The 12,964-nt window shown below is 69.3% G+C and carries 14 protein-coding genes; 6 read left to right on the top strand and 8 right to left on the bottom strand.

Features of this window, described 5'->3' with window-relative positions; translation table 11 throughout:
- Positions 1-91 precede the first annotated feature (91 nt).
- From AB0L97_RS36165 to AB0L97_RS36135, 7 genes are all read right to left on the bottom strand, one after another.
- Positions 92-778 (bottom strand): hypothetical protein, encoded by a 687-nt coding sequence (locus AB0L97_RS36165; RefSeq protein ID WP_355072412.1) that lies wholly within the window; start codon positions 776-778, stop codon positions 92-94.
- A gap of 67 nt (positions 779-845) precedes the next feature.
- Complete coding sequence (locus tag AB0L97_RS36160) at positions 846-1,700, bottom strand: sirohydrochlorin chelatase (RefSeq protein ID WP_364438856.1); 855 nt, start codon at positions 1,698-1,700, stop codon at positions 846-848.
- 1 nt (position 1,701) lies between these two features.
- Positions 1,702-2,997: a GTP-binding protein gene (locus AB0L97_RS36155; RefSeq protein WP_355072416.1), complete on the bottom strand. Its 1,296-nt coding sequence runs from the start codon at positions 2,995-2,997 to the stop codon at positions 1,702-1,704.
- Position 2,998: 1 nt separating this feature from the next.
- Entirely contained in the window at positions 2,999-3,931 is a 933-nt protein-coding gene (gene cysD / locus AB0L97_RS36150; RefSeq protein ID WP_364438852.1) for a sulfate adenylyltransferase subunit CysD, read from the bottom strand.
- A complete protein-coding gene (locus AB0L97_RS36145) occupies positions 3,928-4,644 on the bottom strand; it encodes a phosphoadenylyl-sulfate reductase (RefSeq protein ID WP_355072419.1) in 717 nt (238 codons plus the stop codon). Before AB0L97_RS36145 ends, cysD begins: the two co-directional genes overlap by 4 nt.
- A gap of 20 nt (positions 4,645-4,664) precedes the next feature.
- The gene (locus AB0L97_RS36140) at positions 4,665-6,479 is read right to left on the bottom strand and encodes a nitrite/sulfite reductase (protein ID WP_364438848.1); all 1,815 of its coding nucleotides are present in this window, start codon (positions 6,477-6,479) and stop codon (positions 4,665-4,667) included.
- A gap of 125 nt (positions 6,480-6,604) precedes the next feature.
- Positions 6,605-6,697: an Ms4527A family Cys-rich leader peptide gene (locus AB0L97_RS36135; protein WP_350356343.1), complete on the bottom strand. Its 93-nt coding sequence runs from the start codon at positions 6,695-6,697 to the stop codon at positions 6,605-6,607.
- A 213-nt stretch (positions 6,698-6,910) separates the two neighbouring features.
- Here AB0L97_RS36135 and AB0L97_RS36130 point away from each other — a divergent pair, with 213 nt between their 5' ends.
- The 3 genes from AB0L97_RS36130 (at position 6,911) to AB0L97_RS36120 (ending at position 8,902) form a co-directional block, all read left to right on the top strand.
- Entirely contained in the window at positions 6,911-7,318 is a 408-nt protein-coding gene (locus AB0L97_RS36130; protein ID WP_364438844.1) for an SgcJ/EcaC family oxidoreductase, read from the top strand.
- 105 nt (positions 7,319-7,423) lie between these two features.
- A complete protein-coding gene (hemW, locus tag AB0L97_RS36125) occupies positions 7,424-8,587 on the top strand; it encodes a radical SAM family heme chaperone HemW (protein WP_364438861.1) in 1,164 nt (387 codons plus the stop codon).
- A 105-nt stretch (positions 8,588-8,692) separates the two neighbouring features.
- Positions 8,693-8,902: a hypothetical protein gene (locus tag AB0L97_RS36120; RefSeq protein WP_355072425.1), complete on the top strand. Its 210-nt coding sequence runs from the start codon at positions 8,693-8,695 to the stop codon at positions 8,900-8,902.
- Positions 8,903-8,905: 3 nt separating this feature from the next.
- Here AB0L97_RS36120 and AB0L97_RS36115 read toward each other — a convergent pair whose 3' ends face one another.
- The gene (locus AB0L97_RS36115; protein WP_364438840.1) at positions 8,906-9,865 is read right to left on the bottom strand and encodes a helix-turn-helix domain-containing protein; all 960 of its coding nucleotides are present in this window, start codon (positions 9,863-9,865) and stop codon (positions 8,906-8,908) included.
- Between the two features lie 189 nt (positions 9,866-10,054).
- Here AB0L97_RS36115 and AB0L97_RS36110 point away from each other — a divergent pair, with 189 nt between their 5' ends.
- From AB0L97_RS36110 to hrcA, 3 genes are all read left to right on the top strand, one after another.
- Positions 10,055-10,876, top strand: a complete 822-nt coding sequence (locus AB0L97_RS36110; RefSeq protein WP_355072429.1) for an alpha/beta hydrolase — start codon at positions 10,055-10,057, stop codon at positions 10,874-10,876.
- Positions 10,877-10,890: 14 nt separating this feature from the next.
- On the top strand, positions 10,891-11,694 hold the full coding sequence (locus AB0L97_RS36105; RefSeq protein ID WP_364438835.1) for an alpha/beta hydrolase: 804 nt from the start codon (positions 10,891-10,893) through the stop codon (positions 11,692-11,694).
- A 163-nt stretch (positions 11,695-11,857) separates the two neighbouring features.
- Entirely contained in the window at positions 11,858-12,889 is a 1,032-nt protein-coding gene (gene hrcA / locus AB0L97_RS36100; protein WP_355072433.1) for a heat-inducible transcriptional repressor HrcA, read from the top strand.
- The last annotated feature ends 75 nt before the right edge of the window (positions 12,890-12,964 follow it).

Raw genomic sequence — 12,964 nt, 5'->3', positions numbered from 1 at the left:
CTAGACAGCTCCACTTCACAGCCGGAGGCCTTCACCTGTCAGCCGGACTCACCACAGTGAGTAGGCCGGACAACCTCCCTGGACATCACAACTAGTCGGCCGGTGAACCGTTGACCAGGTAGTCCAGGTAGGAACCCGGGATCGGGGACAGTTCCACGCCTTCGGCGTCCACGATGTGCGGCCGGATGGTGCCGGTGGGCGTGATCTCGGGGCTTTCGATCAGCACCGTGGTCGCTACCGGAAGGGCGAAGAACTGCACCGCGAACGGCATGGCGGTGGCCAGTTCCAGCAGGGTGGTGTAGTACGACGACCGGTGCGCGTGGTCTTCGAAGCATTCCACCGACCAACCGGAGGACTCGGGGTCGTCCGGCTCCGTGCGCGCCAGCACCAGGACCGGTGATTCGAGTCCGCACGACGAGATGGTGGCCCGCTGGTCCTCGCCGGGAAAGTCGAGGCGATCGGTGAGGCCGACCCCGGCCGCCACTTCGCGCTGGTACCACACATCCCGCAGGGTGCGGTCGATCTGCTCGGCCCAGGTCTGCGCATCGGTACGTTCGGCGAGGCCCAGTGTGCCGTCGTCGCGGCCGCGCACCCGGACCAGATTCCAGCCGATCTGAATCGTTTCGCCGGGGTGGTAGCGCGTGCCCGCCGCGACGGTGGACTCCAGATACGACAGCAGCCAGTTCTCCATGCCGGGCAGCCGCGGCTCGGTGAAGAGAATGGTGAACTCGGGATGTCCGTGGCTGGCGCAGGAGGTGGTGCGGAACGACTCGGCCATGCCACGTTCCTAGCACGCGACAGCGTCACGCGGGCACGCCCGCCCGGGAACCGCCGCGAACGCCCGGTCAGGCCGAGAGCGCGCGAGTGTCCGCGATCACCGCGTGATAGCGATCCAGGATGACCTCGGTGAGGGCCGGATGCGCGCCGAGCACATCGGCGTGGATCGCCTCCGGCGCCGCGTCGACGAGGCGATCGGTCAGTAATCCGGGTGCGAGGAACCAGGGAGCGACCAGCACGTGCTCGGCGCCGCGAGCGTGCAGTCGCGAAATCGCCTCGGTGACCGGCGGTTCGGTGGTCGCGAAGCAGATCTCGGTGCGCCAGCCGGTGCGGGCGGCCAGGCGGGTGGCCACCTCGGCGGTCCGGGCGTTGGCCGCCGCCGACGACGATCCGACCGCCGCGACCGCGACGCCGAGGCACCGATCCGCGAAGCGGTGCCCGGCGCCGGCGGCGAGGACACGGTCGCGCAGCGCACCGACCAGTCCGGCGTCCACGCCGAGCACGTCGGCTTGGGTCAGGCGCAGCCCGAGATGGCGGGCGCGGGCCGCGGCGAGCAGGCCGGGCAGATCGACCCTGGCGTGGAAGGCGCTGCCGAGCAGCAGCGGCGTCACCACCGCGTGCGTGTGCCCGTCGGCGGCGACGGCATCCACCACCTGTTCGACCGACGGGGCGGTGAGATCGAGGAACGCCGTCCTGACGTCGAGGTCCGGACGAGCGGCGGCGACGGCGCCGACCACCTCCGCGACGGTTGCCGCCGACCGCGGATCGCGGCTGCCGTGGGCCACCGCGATCAGCGCGGGCGGTCGCGCCGGGCTGCCGTCGAGCCCGGGGGCGATCCGGGAAGTCGCGCAGCCCGGACCGCCCGCCGGGGCGACAGCGCCCAGGACCGGCGGGGCGCCGAACAGGGCTCGCGACACCGCCATGTCAGGCCCCGGTGCCGACCTCGACGGCGGTCAGCACGTCACCGACCAGACCGGCCGCCAGCGTGTTGCCGCCCGCCGGATCGATCAGCAGGAAGCTGCCGGTGTGCCGGTTGGCTCGGTAGTCGTCGGCCGCGATCGGCTCGGCGACTCGCACCGAGATGCGCCCGATGTCGTTGAGCTCCAGCGACTCCGGGTTCGGGTCGGCCGCGAGGCGCTGCTCGTCGAAGCGCTCCAGCAGCGCGCCGACGATCGCCTGGGTGGTCCGGGTGCCGTGCTTGAGCAGCAGCCGCGCACCGGGGCGCAGCGGCTTGTCACCCAGCCAGCACACCGTGGCGTCGAAGGTGTCGATCGGCTCGGGCGCGTCGGCGGCCGCGGCGATGATGTCGCCCCGCGAGATGTCGACCTCGTCGGCCAGGATCAGCGTGACGCTGCGTCCGGCCTGCGCCACCGCGAGCTCGCCGTCGGGGGTGTCGATCCGCTCCACAGTCGTGCGGATGCCCGACGGCAGCACCACGACCTCGTCGCCGGGAGCGACCGCGCCCGCCGCGATCTGTCCCGCGTAGCCGCGGTAGTCCGGGTGCTCGGCGGTGCGCGGCCGGATCACGTACTGCACCGGGAACCGCAGGCCCAGCTCGTGATCGCCGGTGCTGTCGGCGTCGACCGGCACCGATTCCAGGTGCTCGATCAGCGACGGCCCGTCGTAATACGGGGTGTTGTCCGACCGGGTGGCGATGTTGTCGCCGTGCAGCGCCGAGACCGGGATCTCCAGCACGTCCTCGCTCGACCAGCCCAGCGTGCTGGTGAGTTCGTTGAACTCCGCGGAGATGGCGGCGAACACCGCGGCGGCGTCGTCCACCAGATCGATCTTGTTCACCGCGAGCACCAGCTTCGGCACACCGAGCAGCGCGAGCACGGCGGCGTGCCTGCGGGTCTGCTCGATGACGCCCTTGCGCGCGTCGACGAGCAGGATCACCAGCTGCGCGGTGGACGCGCCGGACACGGTGTTGCGGGTGTACTGCACGTGCCCGGGGGTGTCCGCGAGCACGAATGAGCGGCGCGGAGTGGCGAAGTAGCGGTAGGCGACATCGATGGTGATGCCCTGTTCGCGTTCCGCGCGCAACCCGTCCACGAGCAGCGAGAGATCCGGGGTGGCGAGACCTTTGTCCACCGACGCGCGGGTGACGGCGTCGATCTGGTCGGCCAGAACGGATTTCGTGTCGTAGAGCAGGCGTCCGACCAGAGTGGACTTGCCGTCGTCGACAGAACCGGCGGTGGCCAGCCTCAATAGGTCGGACATGTCAGAAATAACCCTCTCGTTTGCGGTCTTCCATCGCGGCTTCGGAGACGCGGTCGTCGCCGCGGGTCGCACCACGTTCGGTCAGTCGGGACGCGGCGACCTCGGCGAGGATCGCCTCGTTGTCGGCCGCGTCGGAAAGCACGGCGCCGGTGGAGGATCCGTCGCCCACGGTGCGGTACCGCACCGACCTGGTCTCCAGCACCTCGTTTTCACGCGGGCCGCCCCACACGCCCGGCGTCATCCACATGCCGTCGCGCAGGTACACCGGACGCTCGTGCGCGTAGTAGATGCTCGCCAGATCGATGTCCTCGCGGGCGATATAGCGCCAGATGTCCAGCTCGGTCCAGTTGCTCAGGGGGAACACGCGCACGTGCTCGCCCGGCGCGTGGCGCCCGTTGTACAGGTTCCACAGCTCGGGACGCTGCCGCTTCGGGTCCCACTGGCCGAAGGCGTTGCGCAGCGAGAAGATCCGCTCCTTGGCGCGCGAGCGCTCCTCGTCGCGACGGCCGCCGCCGAACACGGCGTCGAACCGATGCTCGCTGATCGCGTCCAGCAGCGGGACGGTCTGCAGCGGGTTGCGGATGCCGTCGGGGCGCTCGGTGAGCCTGCCGTCGGCCAGGTAGTCCTCCACCTTCGCCACGTGCAGGCGCAAGCCGTAGCGCTCGACCACCTTGTCCCGGAACTCCAGCACCTCGGGCAGGTTGTGCCCGGTGTCCACGTGCAGCAGCGCGAACGGCAGCGGCGCGGGCCAGAACGCCTTGAGCGCAAGATGCAGCAGCACGGTGGAGTCCTTGCCGCCGGAGAACAGGATCACCGGCCGCTCGAACTCGCCCGCCACCTCGCGGAAGATGTGGATCGCCTCGGATTCCAGCGCGGCGAGAGTATCGAAATCGGTGATACCGAGCGAACGTTCGCTACGAATCGTTTCAGTCATGATTGGTGCAACCCGCATTCGGTCTTGGCGAGGCCGGCCCAACGGCCGCTTCTCGGATCGGCTCCCGGCTCCGGCTTCCGTGTGCACGGAGCGCAGCCGATGGACGGATACCCCTCCTCCACCAGGGGATTGACGAGGATGCCGTGCTTTTCGATGTAGTCCTGCATCTCGTCGTCGGACCACGGCGCGATCGGGTTGATCTTCACCAGGCCGAACGCCTCGTCGAAGGAGATCAGCGGTGCGTTCGCCCGGGTCGGCGCCTCCACCCGGCGGATGCCGGTGACCCAGGCGTTGTAGCCCGCGAGCGACTTCTGCAACGGGACGACCTTGCGCAACCGGCAGCACTCGTTGGGCTCGCGGGCGAACAGATCCTTGCCCAGCAGCCGATCCTGTTCGGCAACGGAGTGTTCCGGCCGGACGTTGACCACGTTCACCCCGTACACGGCCTCCACCGCGTCCCGGGTGCCGATGGTCTCGGCGAAGTGGTAGCCGGTGTCCAGGAAGAGCACGTCGACGCCGGCGCGCACGCCCGCGGCCAGGTGCACCAGCACGCCGTCCTGCATGTTGGAGGCCACGATGTAGTTCGTGCCGAAGGTGTCCTCGGTCCACCGCAGGAGTTCGGTCGCCGAGGCGCCGTCGAGTTCGGCGGCGCCGCGCGCGGCGATGGCGCGGAGCTGGTCCTCGGACAGCTTTTCCGCGAGTTCGGTTGTCACAATTGATCTCCCGTCGACACTTATCTCAGGTCGGCCTCGTCGGCGCGGACCGCCCACTGGGCGAACCGTTCGCCGTCCGAACGTTGCTTGACGAAGTTGCGCACCACCCGGTCGATGTAGTCGCCGAGTTCCCCGGTGGTCACTTTGTGCTGGCGCAGCTTGCGCCCGAACGCGCTGTCGAAGCCGAGGCTGCCGCCGAGGTGAACCTGGAATCCCTCCACCTGATTCCCGGTGCCGTCGTCGACCAGCTGGCCCTTGAACCCGATGTCGGCGATCTGCGAGCGGGCGCAGGAGTTCGGGCAACCGTTGATGTTGATCGTGATCGGGACGTCCAGCTGCGCGTTCAGATCCGCCAGCCGTTCCTCCAGCTCCGGCACCAGCGCCTGGGAGCGCTTGCGCGTCTCGGCGAAGGAGAGTTTGCAGAACTCGATACCGGTGCAGGCCATCAGATTCCGCCGCCAGAGCGAGGGCCGCGCCTGCAGGCCGAGGGGTTCCAGCTCGTCGATCAGCGCGTCGACCTTGTCGTCGGGAACGTCGAGCACGATCAGCTTCTGGTACGGGGTGAACCGGACACGATCGGAGCCGATCCGCTCGACCGCGTCGGCGACCTTGGTCAGGACGGTGCCCGACACCCGGCCCGCGATGGGGGAGAAGCCGACCGCGTTGAGTCCGTTGCGCAGCCGCTGCACGCCGACGTGGTCGATCGGCTTGGTCGGCTGCTCGGGCGCGGGGCCGTCGATCAGCTTGCGCTTCAGGTACTCGTCCTCCAGCACCTGGCGGAACTTCTCGACGCCCCAGTCCTTGATCAGGAACTTCAGGCGCGCCTTGGTGCGCAGGCGGCGGTAGCCGTAGTCGCGGAACACCGATACGACGGCTTCCCATACGTCCGGCACCTCGTCCAGCGGCACCCACACGCCCACCCGCTTGGCGAGCATCGGGTTGGTGGACAGCCCGCCGCCGACCCACAGGTCCAGACCGGGGCCGTGCTCGGGATGCACGACACCGACGAACGCGACGTCGTTGATCTCGTGCACCACGTCCTGCTGGCCGGAGATCGCGGTCTTGAACTTGCGCGGCAGGTTGGAGTACTCCTTCTTGCCGATGTAGCGGCGCACGATCTCCTCGATCGCGGGCGTCGGGTCGATGACCTCGTCCAGCGACTCGCCGGCCAGCGGAGATCCGAGCACCACGCGCGGGCAGTCGCCGCACGCCTCGGTGGTCTTCAGGCCGACCGCCTCGATCCGCTTCCAGATCTCCGGGACGTTCTCCACCTCGATCCAGTGGTACTGCACGTTCTCCCGGTCGGACAGATCCGCGGTGTCGCGGGCGAACTCGGTGGAGATCCCGCCCAGCGTGCGCAGTTGCGCGAGGTTCAGCGCGCCGCCGTCGCAGCGGATGCGCATCATGAAGTACTTGGCCTCGAGCAGATCGATGTTCTCGTCACCGGTCCAGGTGCCGTCGTAGCCCTGCTCGCGCTGGGTGTACAGACCCCACCAGCGGAACCGGCCGCGCAGGTCGCCTTTGTCGATGCCGTCGAAGCCGGTCTTGGCGTAGATGTTCTCGATGCGGGCGCGGACGTTGAGGGGGTTGTCGTCCTTCTTGGACTGCTCGTTCGGGTTCAGCGGCTCGCGGTAACCCAGCGCCCACTGACCCTCGGCCTTGCGGCGCACGGGCTTGCCGGTGCGCACGCGCGGTCCGGTCGTGGTCGCCTCGGGACGCGGCCGATCCGGGCGGACCCGGCGTTCGGAGGCCGGGCGTTCGGGGCGCGCGCGGCGCTCCGGCTGGGATTCGGGCGTGGGCTGATCGGTCGGACCGGCGTCGGTGCTCGACGTCATGGGGTCGCTCCTGCGGGGTGGGTGGTACATCCTGCTGAGGGGCGCGAGGGGCTGACTCACGCCTGCGGTGTCAGCGGGCCGATGAAGTCGGGATCGCCGGGGACCCGGGGATCGGGCGCGCTGAACTACCGGAGGGAACCGGGCAGACAGCAGGCGCTACAGACGCGCTTGTAATCGACGTGGCGACGGGCCACCAGTCGAATCTCCAAAGCGCGCATGCGGCCTATTGTGCCACGTCAGCGATGGCCTTCCGACCCTGCGTCTGGTATTTCCCGTGAATCTGCGGGAAATCCCCTGGACGTTCGACCCAGTTTGTGACGGCAGTCATAGTCGCGAGCCCCAACCAGGCGCGTGATACGGCGACCGCGCCGTCTGTGACACTGCGCACCTCGCTTGACCTCGAGCGAAGTGGAGGTTGGACGCTCGGCGTCATGAGTACCACAACTGTCGACGCCACCGGCGAGCTCGAAGCCATCCGCGCGGTGGTCGCGAGCGTCCAACACGCCCAGCGCAACGAGCTCGTCGACGAATTCGTCGCGCTGTTCCGGGAGGACGCGATCTGGACCACCGGACACGGCAAACGTCTCTTCGGACGGGCGGCCATCGCGGAGTTCACCGCGCAGGTGCTGCCCGGGGCCACCGCACACGGCACGGCGACCTACGAGGTCGAGCACGTGCTGTTCATCCGCCCGGACGTGGCGGCGGTGAAGGTCCGCCAGCGCTATTTCACCGACGCGGGCGTTCTGGAGAGCGAAGGCAGCCCGATGTACGTGATGTCCAAGGAGGGCGGCCGCTGGTTGCTCACCGCGAACCAGAACACTCCGGTCGTGGCGGACTGAAGGGCCCGGTAGCGGAGTCCCGGCCGTCGGCGCGGTCGCGGCGACGTTCACACTGGACAGGTGAGTTCTTCCGCCGCTACCGCGAGTACCGACACTTCCGCGCCGGTGCTACGCGACTTCGGCGACGGTCCGTTCGGGATCTACGTGCACGTGCCGTTCTGCGCCACGCGGTGCGGCTACTGCGACTTCAACACCTACACCGCGGGGGAGCTCGGCAGTTCGGCCTCGCCGCAGTCGTGGCTGGCGGCGTTGCGCGGCGAGCTGGCGACCGCCGCGCAACAGTTCGCGGCGTTGCCCACCGCGACGCCGGAAGTCTCCACCGTCTTCGTCGGCGGAGGGACGCCCTCCCTGCTGGGCGGCGACGGGCTCGCCGCGGTGCTGGACGCCGTGCGTGCCGAGTTCACCTTCGCTGCCGGGGCCGAGGTCACCACGGAGTCCAATCCGGAATCCACCTCGCCGGAATTCTTCGAGCGCATCCGGGCGGCCGGGTTCACCAGGGTGTCGCTGGGCATGCAGTCCGCCGCGGCGCACGTGTTGAAAGTGCTCGATCGCACGCACACCCCCGGCCGCGCGGTGGCCGCCGCGCTGGAGGCGCGCGCCGCTGGATTCGAGCACGTCAACCTCGATCTGATCTACGGAACACCGGGTGAGCGCGATGTCGATCTGGACGCCAGCCTGGACGCGGTGCTCGGCGCGGGCGTCGACCACGTATCGGCGTATTCGCTGATCGTGGAGGACGGCACCGCGCTGGCCAGGCGGGTGCGCCGCGGCGAGTTGCCCGCGCCGGACGACGACGTGCTCGCCGCACGTTACGAGCGCATCGACGCCCGACTGCGCTCGGCCGGATTCGGGTGGTACGAGGTGTCGAACTGGGCCGTGGGCGACGCCGCGGTCTGCAGGCACAACCTCGGTTACTGGGACGGCGGCGACTGGCTCGGCGCAGGACCGGGCGCGCACAGTCATGTCGGCGGCGTGCGGTGGTGGAACGTGAAGCACCCCGCTCGATACGCCGATCGAGTCGGCGCGGGCGGGCTGCCCGCCGCGGGCTGGGAGGCGCTGAGCGCGGACGAGCGCTACACCGAGCGGGTCATGCTCGCCGTCCGGCTGCGCACCGGCCTGCCGCTGGCCGAGCTGGCGTCCTCCGCGCGCACCGCCGTCGATCGCGTGGTCGCCGACGGCCTCGCTGTGCGCACCGCGGACGACCGGCTCGTCCTCACCGACCGCGGCCGTCTGCTCGCGGACGGCGTCGTCCGTGAACTGCTCGACTGATCCCGTGCCGGATCACGGTCGGGTCAACGCGATGCACTTTATGTCTCGTTCCGGTAACTCGGTGCGCACCGGCCGCGTAGTCTGCGATCAACCCCAAGGAGACTCATGGCTTCGGCACCACGTATGACCCTTATCCATGAACCAGGCGAGTTCGCGGAGGCGCGAGCAGCGGAGAAAGCGGAAAACGCGCGCCAGTGCGCCGTCGCCGCCCGCACTGTCGCCAGCTACGCGGAGAACGCCGCCGACTGCGAGTCGCTGCTGGCGATGCTCGGTCTCGATGCGCTCGCGGGCAAACAGGCGAAAACCTGCGGCTGACCATTACGCCTCGTCCGGGGCGAGGGCGGTGCTGCGCCATTCCCGTGGCGTGAGCCCGTAGGCGGCGCGGAAGCGCCGGGCGAAATGTGACGGATCGCGGAAGCCCCAGCGGCGCGCGATCATCGCGATCGTCCGATGTTTCTGGTCCGGACGAGTCAGATCGCCGTGTACCCGCTCGAGACGCTGGCTGATGATTCCCTGCTCGAGGCTGCACTCCGTGTTCGCGTAGATCTTGTAGAGCTGCCGGACCGACATGTTGTGCGCCTTGGCGATCTGTTCCGCGCCGAGGCCAGGATCCGCCAGATTGCGCCGGATATAGGCGCGAATCCGGGACAGCAGGATGTCGGAGGGGACGACGGAGCCGTCGTCGGCGCACGCCGACAACAACAGTGCCCGGATCAGCTCGATGCTGGCGCAACCCGACAGGGCGGCCGCGGGGTCGGCGCTGAGCGCGTCCGCATCGGCGGTCAGTTGGACGATGTGGTTGGCCACCAGCCGGTAGTGCGGGCTGTCCTGCACTCTGGCGGCGGCCTGACCGATCAGATCGGCGGGCAGGCCGAGCTGATCGAGCGGCACGTGCAGGCAGGTCGACGCCCCGTCGCCGCGCCGGCTGAAGTCGTAGGGCGCGTTCAGATCCATGACGTGCAGATCGCCCGGTCGCACGACGCGACGGACGTCGCCCTGCTCGTACCGTCCGTCGCCCGCCTGCTGCACCGCGACCGCCAGTACCGGCGCGGGGGAGGTCCTGACCTGCTTCGGCGTCCGGATCAGCTGGATGCCCGAGGTGCTGGCACGCACGATGCGCGCCTCGCCGAACCACCACACGTCGAACGTGGCGTGCACACGCTCGTCCGGCCCGTCCAGCACGACATGGGACGGGACCGATGCCTCTTGTACTGCCGCGGCCACCGCGTCCGCCCGCTCGCGCGGCGCGATGGTGTCCGAATTGAACACGACCGTCATCACAGCCTCCGTCGCAAATGAGACAGATTCGGCAATCCTCGCATGGAACCCGCCGACCGGGCCGTGCATTCTGAGCCGACGATCGTGCACGCAGAGTCGTTTCTCCGGCGGCCGCCCGTCATACGCTGTCGGTCGACCAAGATCGATCCCCGGTTCACCCGACATCCGTCCAGATCGAAGGGAACTGTCATGCCGACGATCACCACCACCGATGGCGTCGAGATCTACTACAAGGACTGGGGTGCCGGACGTCCGGTGGTGTTCAGCCACGGCTGGCCGCTGAACGGGGACGCCTGGGACAACCAGATGAAACTGGTGGCGAGCAACGGCTATCGCGCCATCGCCCACGATCGGCGCGCGCACGGACGCTCGAGCGACGTGTGGGACGGGCACGACATGGACCACTACGCCGACGACCTCGCCGCGGTGCTGAACGAGCTGGACATCAAGGACGCGATTCTGGTCGGGCACTCGACCGGCGGCGGCGAGGTGACCAGGTATCTGTCCCGGCACGGCACCTCGCGGGTGGTCAAGGCGGTGCTGCTCGGCGCGGTCCCGCCGTTGATGCTGAAGACCGCGAGCAATCCGGAAGGGACGCCGATCGAGGCGTTCGACGACATCCGCGCGGGCGTGGCCGCCGACCGCTCGCAGTTCTGGAAGGATCTGGCGATCCCGTTCTACGGCGCCAACCGCACCGGATCGAAGGTCTCACAAGGACTGCGCGACCACTTCTGGCTGATGGGCATGCAGGTGGGGCTCGAGGGCGCGTTCGACTGCGTCAAGGCGTTCTCCGAGACCGATTTCACCGCCGAGCTGCCGAGCATCGAGATCCCGGTGCTGGTGGCGCACGGCGACGACGACCAGATCGTGCCGCTCGCCGCCGCGGGCGCCAAGACGGCGAAATTGCTTCCGAGGGCCGAGTTGAAGGTGTACCCCGGCGCTCCGCACGGCCTGTGCGGCGACTACGAGAAGGCGTTCGACGCCGATCTGCTGAACTTCCTGAAGAGCTGAGGAGCCGAGACCCGATGCCGAACAAACGCTACCTGCGCCGTGCTGTGGCCGCGCTGGCCCTCCTGCTCGCCGCCACCACAGCGGCCGGGCCGGCGCGAGCGCAATCGCTGCCCACCGTCGTGCTCGTGCACGGCGCCTTCGCCGACACCACCAGCTGGGACGGTGTCGCTGCCGTGCTGCGCGAGCGCGGCTACCGCGTGGTGACGCCGGAGAATCCGCTGCGCGGGCCTGCCTACGACGCGGCCGCCGTGCAGCGCACGCTGGACACGATCAGCGGTCCCGTCGTGCTGGCGGGGCACTCCTACGGCGGCTTCGTGATCAGCAACGTGCACGATCCGAAGGTCGAATCGCTGGTGTACATCGCGGCTTTCGCGCCGGTGGAAGGCGAGGTGGCGCAGGCCGAGCTCGACCCGATCCGCTTCCCGGGCAGCCAGCTGCTGCCGCCCGCGCTGCAGGTGAAGCTCGTCGACGACGTCACGGGTGTCGCCGGGAAGAACCTGGACGCGTATGTCGCACCCGCCAGCTTCCATGACGTCTTCGCCCAGGACGTCGGCCCGGAGACCACGGCCGACATGATCGTCCATCAGCGCTCCATCGCCGTGAAGGCCAATCTGGAACCGTCCGGGCCGCCCGCGTGGTCCGGCACTCCGAGTTGGTATCTGGTCTCCGCCGACGACCGGGTCATCCCGCCGTCCTCCCAGCGCTTCATGGCCCAGCGCATGGCGGCTCGAACCGGTGAGATCGAGGCCTCGCACGCCTCGCTGGTCTCCCGGCCCGACGCCGTGGCCGCGGTGATCGACGCCGCCGTTCCGCGCTGAGCGTCGCGCCGCTCGTCACGTCCCGTTGCAGGCGAGAGATCCGGTTACCGACAATTAGACTGGATCGACGGACGAACCGTGGTCGGCCCGCGATGTGCGGCGGTCACGGGACGTCGGCGCCGGGTACGGCGTGACGGGAGACGAGAGCGAGGAGGTGCGGCCGATGTCGAGCACCGAGGATCGGCGCTTCGAGGTCTTGCGCGCCATCGTCGCGGACTATGTCGCGACCAAGGAGCCGATCGGGTCGAAGACGCTGGTCGAGCGGCACAACCTGGGTGTTTCCAGCGCGACGGTGCGCAACGACATGGCGGTGCTCGAGGCCGAGGGCTACATCACCCAGCCGCACACGAGTTCCGGCCGCATCCCCACCGACAAGGGCTACCGGCAGTTCGTGGACCGGATCTCCGAGGTGAAGCCGCTGTCCTCGGCGGAGCGCAGGGCGATCCTCGAGTTCCTGGAGTCCGGCGTCGACCTCGACGACGTGCTGCGCCGGGGCGTCCGCTTGCTTGCTCAGCTGACCAGGCAGGTCGCCGTCGTGCAGTACCCGACGGTGTCGGCGTCCACGGTGCGGCACATCGAGGTGGTGGCGCTCAATCCCGCCCGCCTGCTGCTGGTGGTGATCACCGACACCGGCCGGGTCGACCAGCGCCTGGTGGAGCTCGGCGCGCTGGTCGACGACGAGGATCTGGCCGCGCTGCGCGGCATGCTCGGCGGCGCGATGGACGGCAAACGCCTGGCCGCGGCCTCCGCGGCGGTGGCCGAGCTGCCCGAGCACGCTCCGTTGCGGCTGCGCGACGTGCTGGTGCGGGTGTCCACGGTGCTGGTGGAGACCCTGGTGGAGCACCCGGAGGAGCGATTGGTGCTCGGCGGCACCGCCAACCTCACCCGCAACGCCGCCGACTTCGGTTTCCCCGGCTCGCTGCGTTCGGTTTTGGAGGCGCTCGAGGAGCAGGTGATCGTGCTCAAGCTGCTCGCCGCGGCCCAGCAACCGGGGACGGTGACGGTGCGGATCGGAGAAGAGACGCAGGTCGAGCAGATGCGCGGCACGTCGGTGGTGTCGACCGGCTACGGCGCGGCGGGCGCCGTGCTCGGCGGTATGGGGGTGCTCGGGCCCACCCGGATGGACTACCCGGGCACGATCGCATCGGTGGCGGCCGTCGCCCGATACATCGGCGAGGTCCTCGCCGAGCGCTGACGCGACGACGCCACTGCTACGCTCGATCTTTCGGCCGGATAAAGTTGAGTGCACAAGACTAATGCTGTTGTCGGC

Origin of the sequence: Nocardia sp. NPDC051911, from assembly GCF_040681035.1 — a bacterium.
Lineage (GTDB): Bacteria > Actinomycetota > Actinomycetes > Mycobacteriales > Mycobacteriaceae > Nocardia > Nocardia sichangensis.
Note: the sequence above shows the minus strand (reverse complement) of the source record. Positions and strands in the feature narration are given on the sequence as shown.

What these genes read in the sequence shown, in the direction of transcription:
- AB0L97_RS36165 (WP_355072412.1), bottom strand. Translation starts at nt 778, where the DNA reads ATGGCCGAGTCGTTCCGCACCACCTCCTGCGCCAGCCACGGACATCCC.
- AB0L97_RS36160 (WP_364438856.1), bottom strand. Translation starts at nt 1,700, where the DNA reads ATGGCGGTGTCGCGAGCCCTGTTCGGCGCCCCGCCGGTCCTGGGCGCT.
- AB0L97_RS36155 (WP_355072416.1), bottom strand. Translation starts at nt 2,997, where the DNA reads ATGTCCGACCTATTGAGGCTGGCCACCGCCGGTTCTGTCGACGACGGC.
- cysD (WP_364438852.1), bottom strand. Translation starts at nt 3,931, where the DNA reads ATGACTGAAACGATTCGTAGCGAACGTTCGCTCGGTATCACCGATTTC.
- AB0L97_RS36140 (WP_364438848.1), bottom strand. Translation starts at nt 6,479, where the DNA reads ATGACGTCGAGCACCGACGCCGGTCCGACCGATCAGCCCACGCCCGAA.
- AB0L97_RS36135 (WP_350356343.1), bottom strand. Translation starts at nt 6,697, where the DNA reads ATGCGCGCTTTGGAGATTCGACTGGTGGCCCGTCGCCACGTCGATTAC.
- AB0L97_RS36130 (WP_364438844.1), top strand. Translation starts at nt 6,911, where the DNA reads ATGAGTACCACAACTGTCGACGCCACCGGCGAGCTCGAAGCCATCCGC.
- AB0L97_RS36120 (WP_355072425.1), top strand. Translation starts at nt 8,693, where the DNA reads ATGGCTTCGGCACCACGTATGACCCTTATCCATGAACCAGGCGAGTTC.
- AB0L97_RS36115 (WP_364438840.1), bottom strand. Translation starts at nt 9,865, where the DNA reads ATGACGGTCGTGTTCAATTCGGACACCATCGCGCCGCGCGAGCGGGCG.
- AB0L97_RS36110 (WP_355072429.1), top strand. Translation starts at nt 10,055, where the DNA reads ATGCCGACGATCACCACCACCGATGGCGTCGAGATCTACTACAAGGAC.
- AB0L97_RS36105 (WP_364438835.1), top strand. Translation starts at nt 10,891, where the DNA reads ATGCCGAACAAACGCTACCTGCGCCGTGCTGTGGCCGCGCTGGCCCTC.
- hrcA (WP_355072433.1), top strand. Translation starts at nt 11,858, where the DNA reads ATGTCGAGCACCGAGGATCGGCGCTTCGAGGTCTTGCGCGCCATCGTC.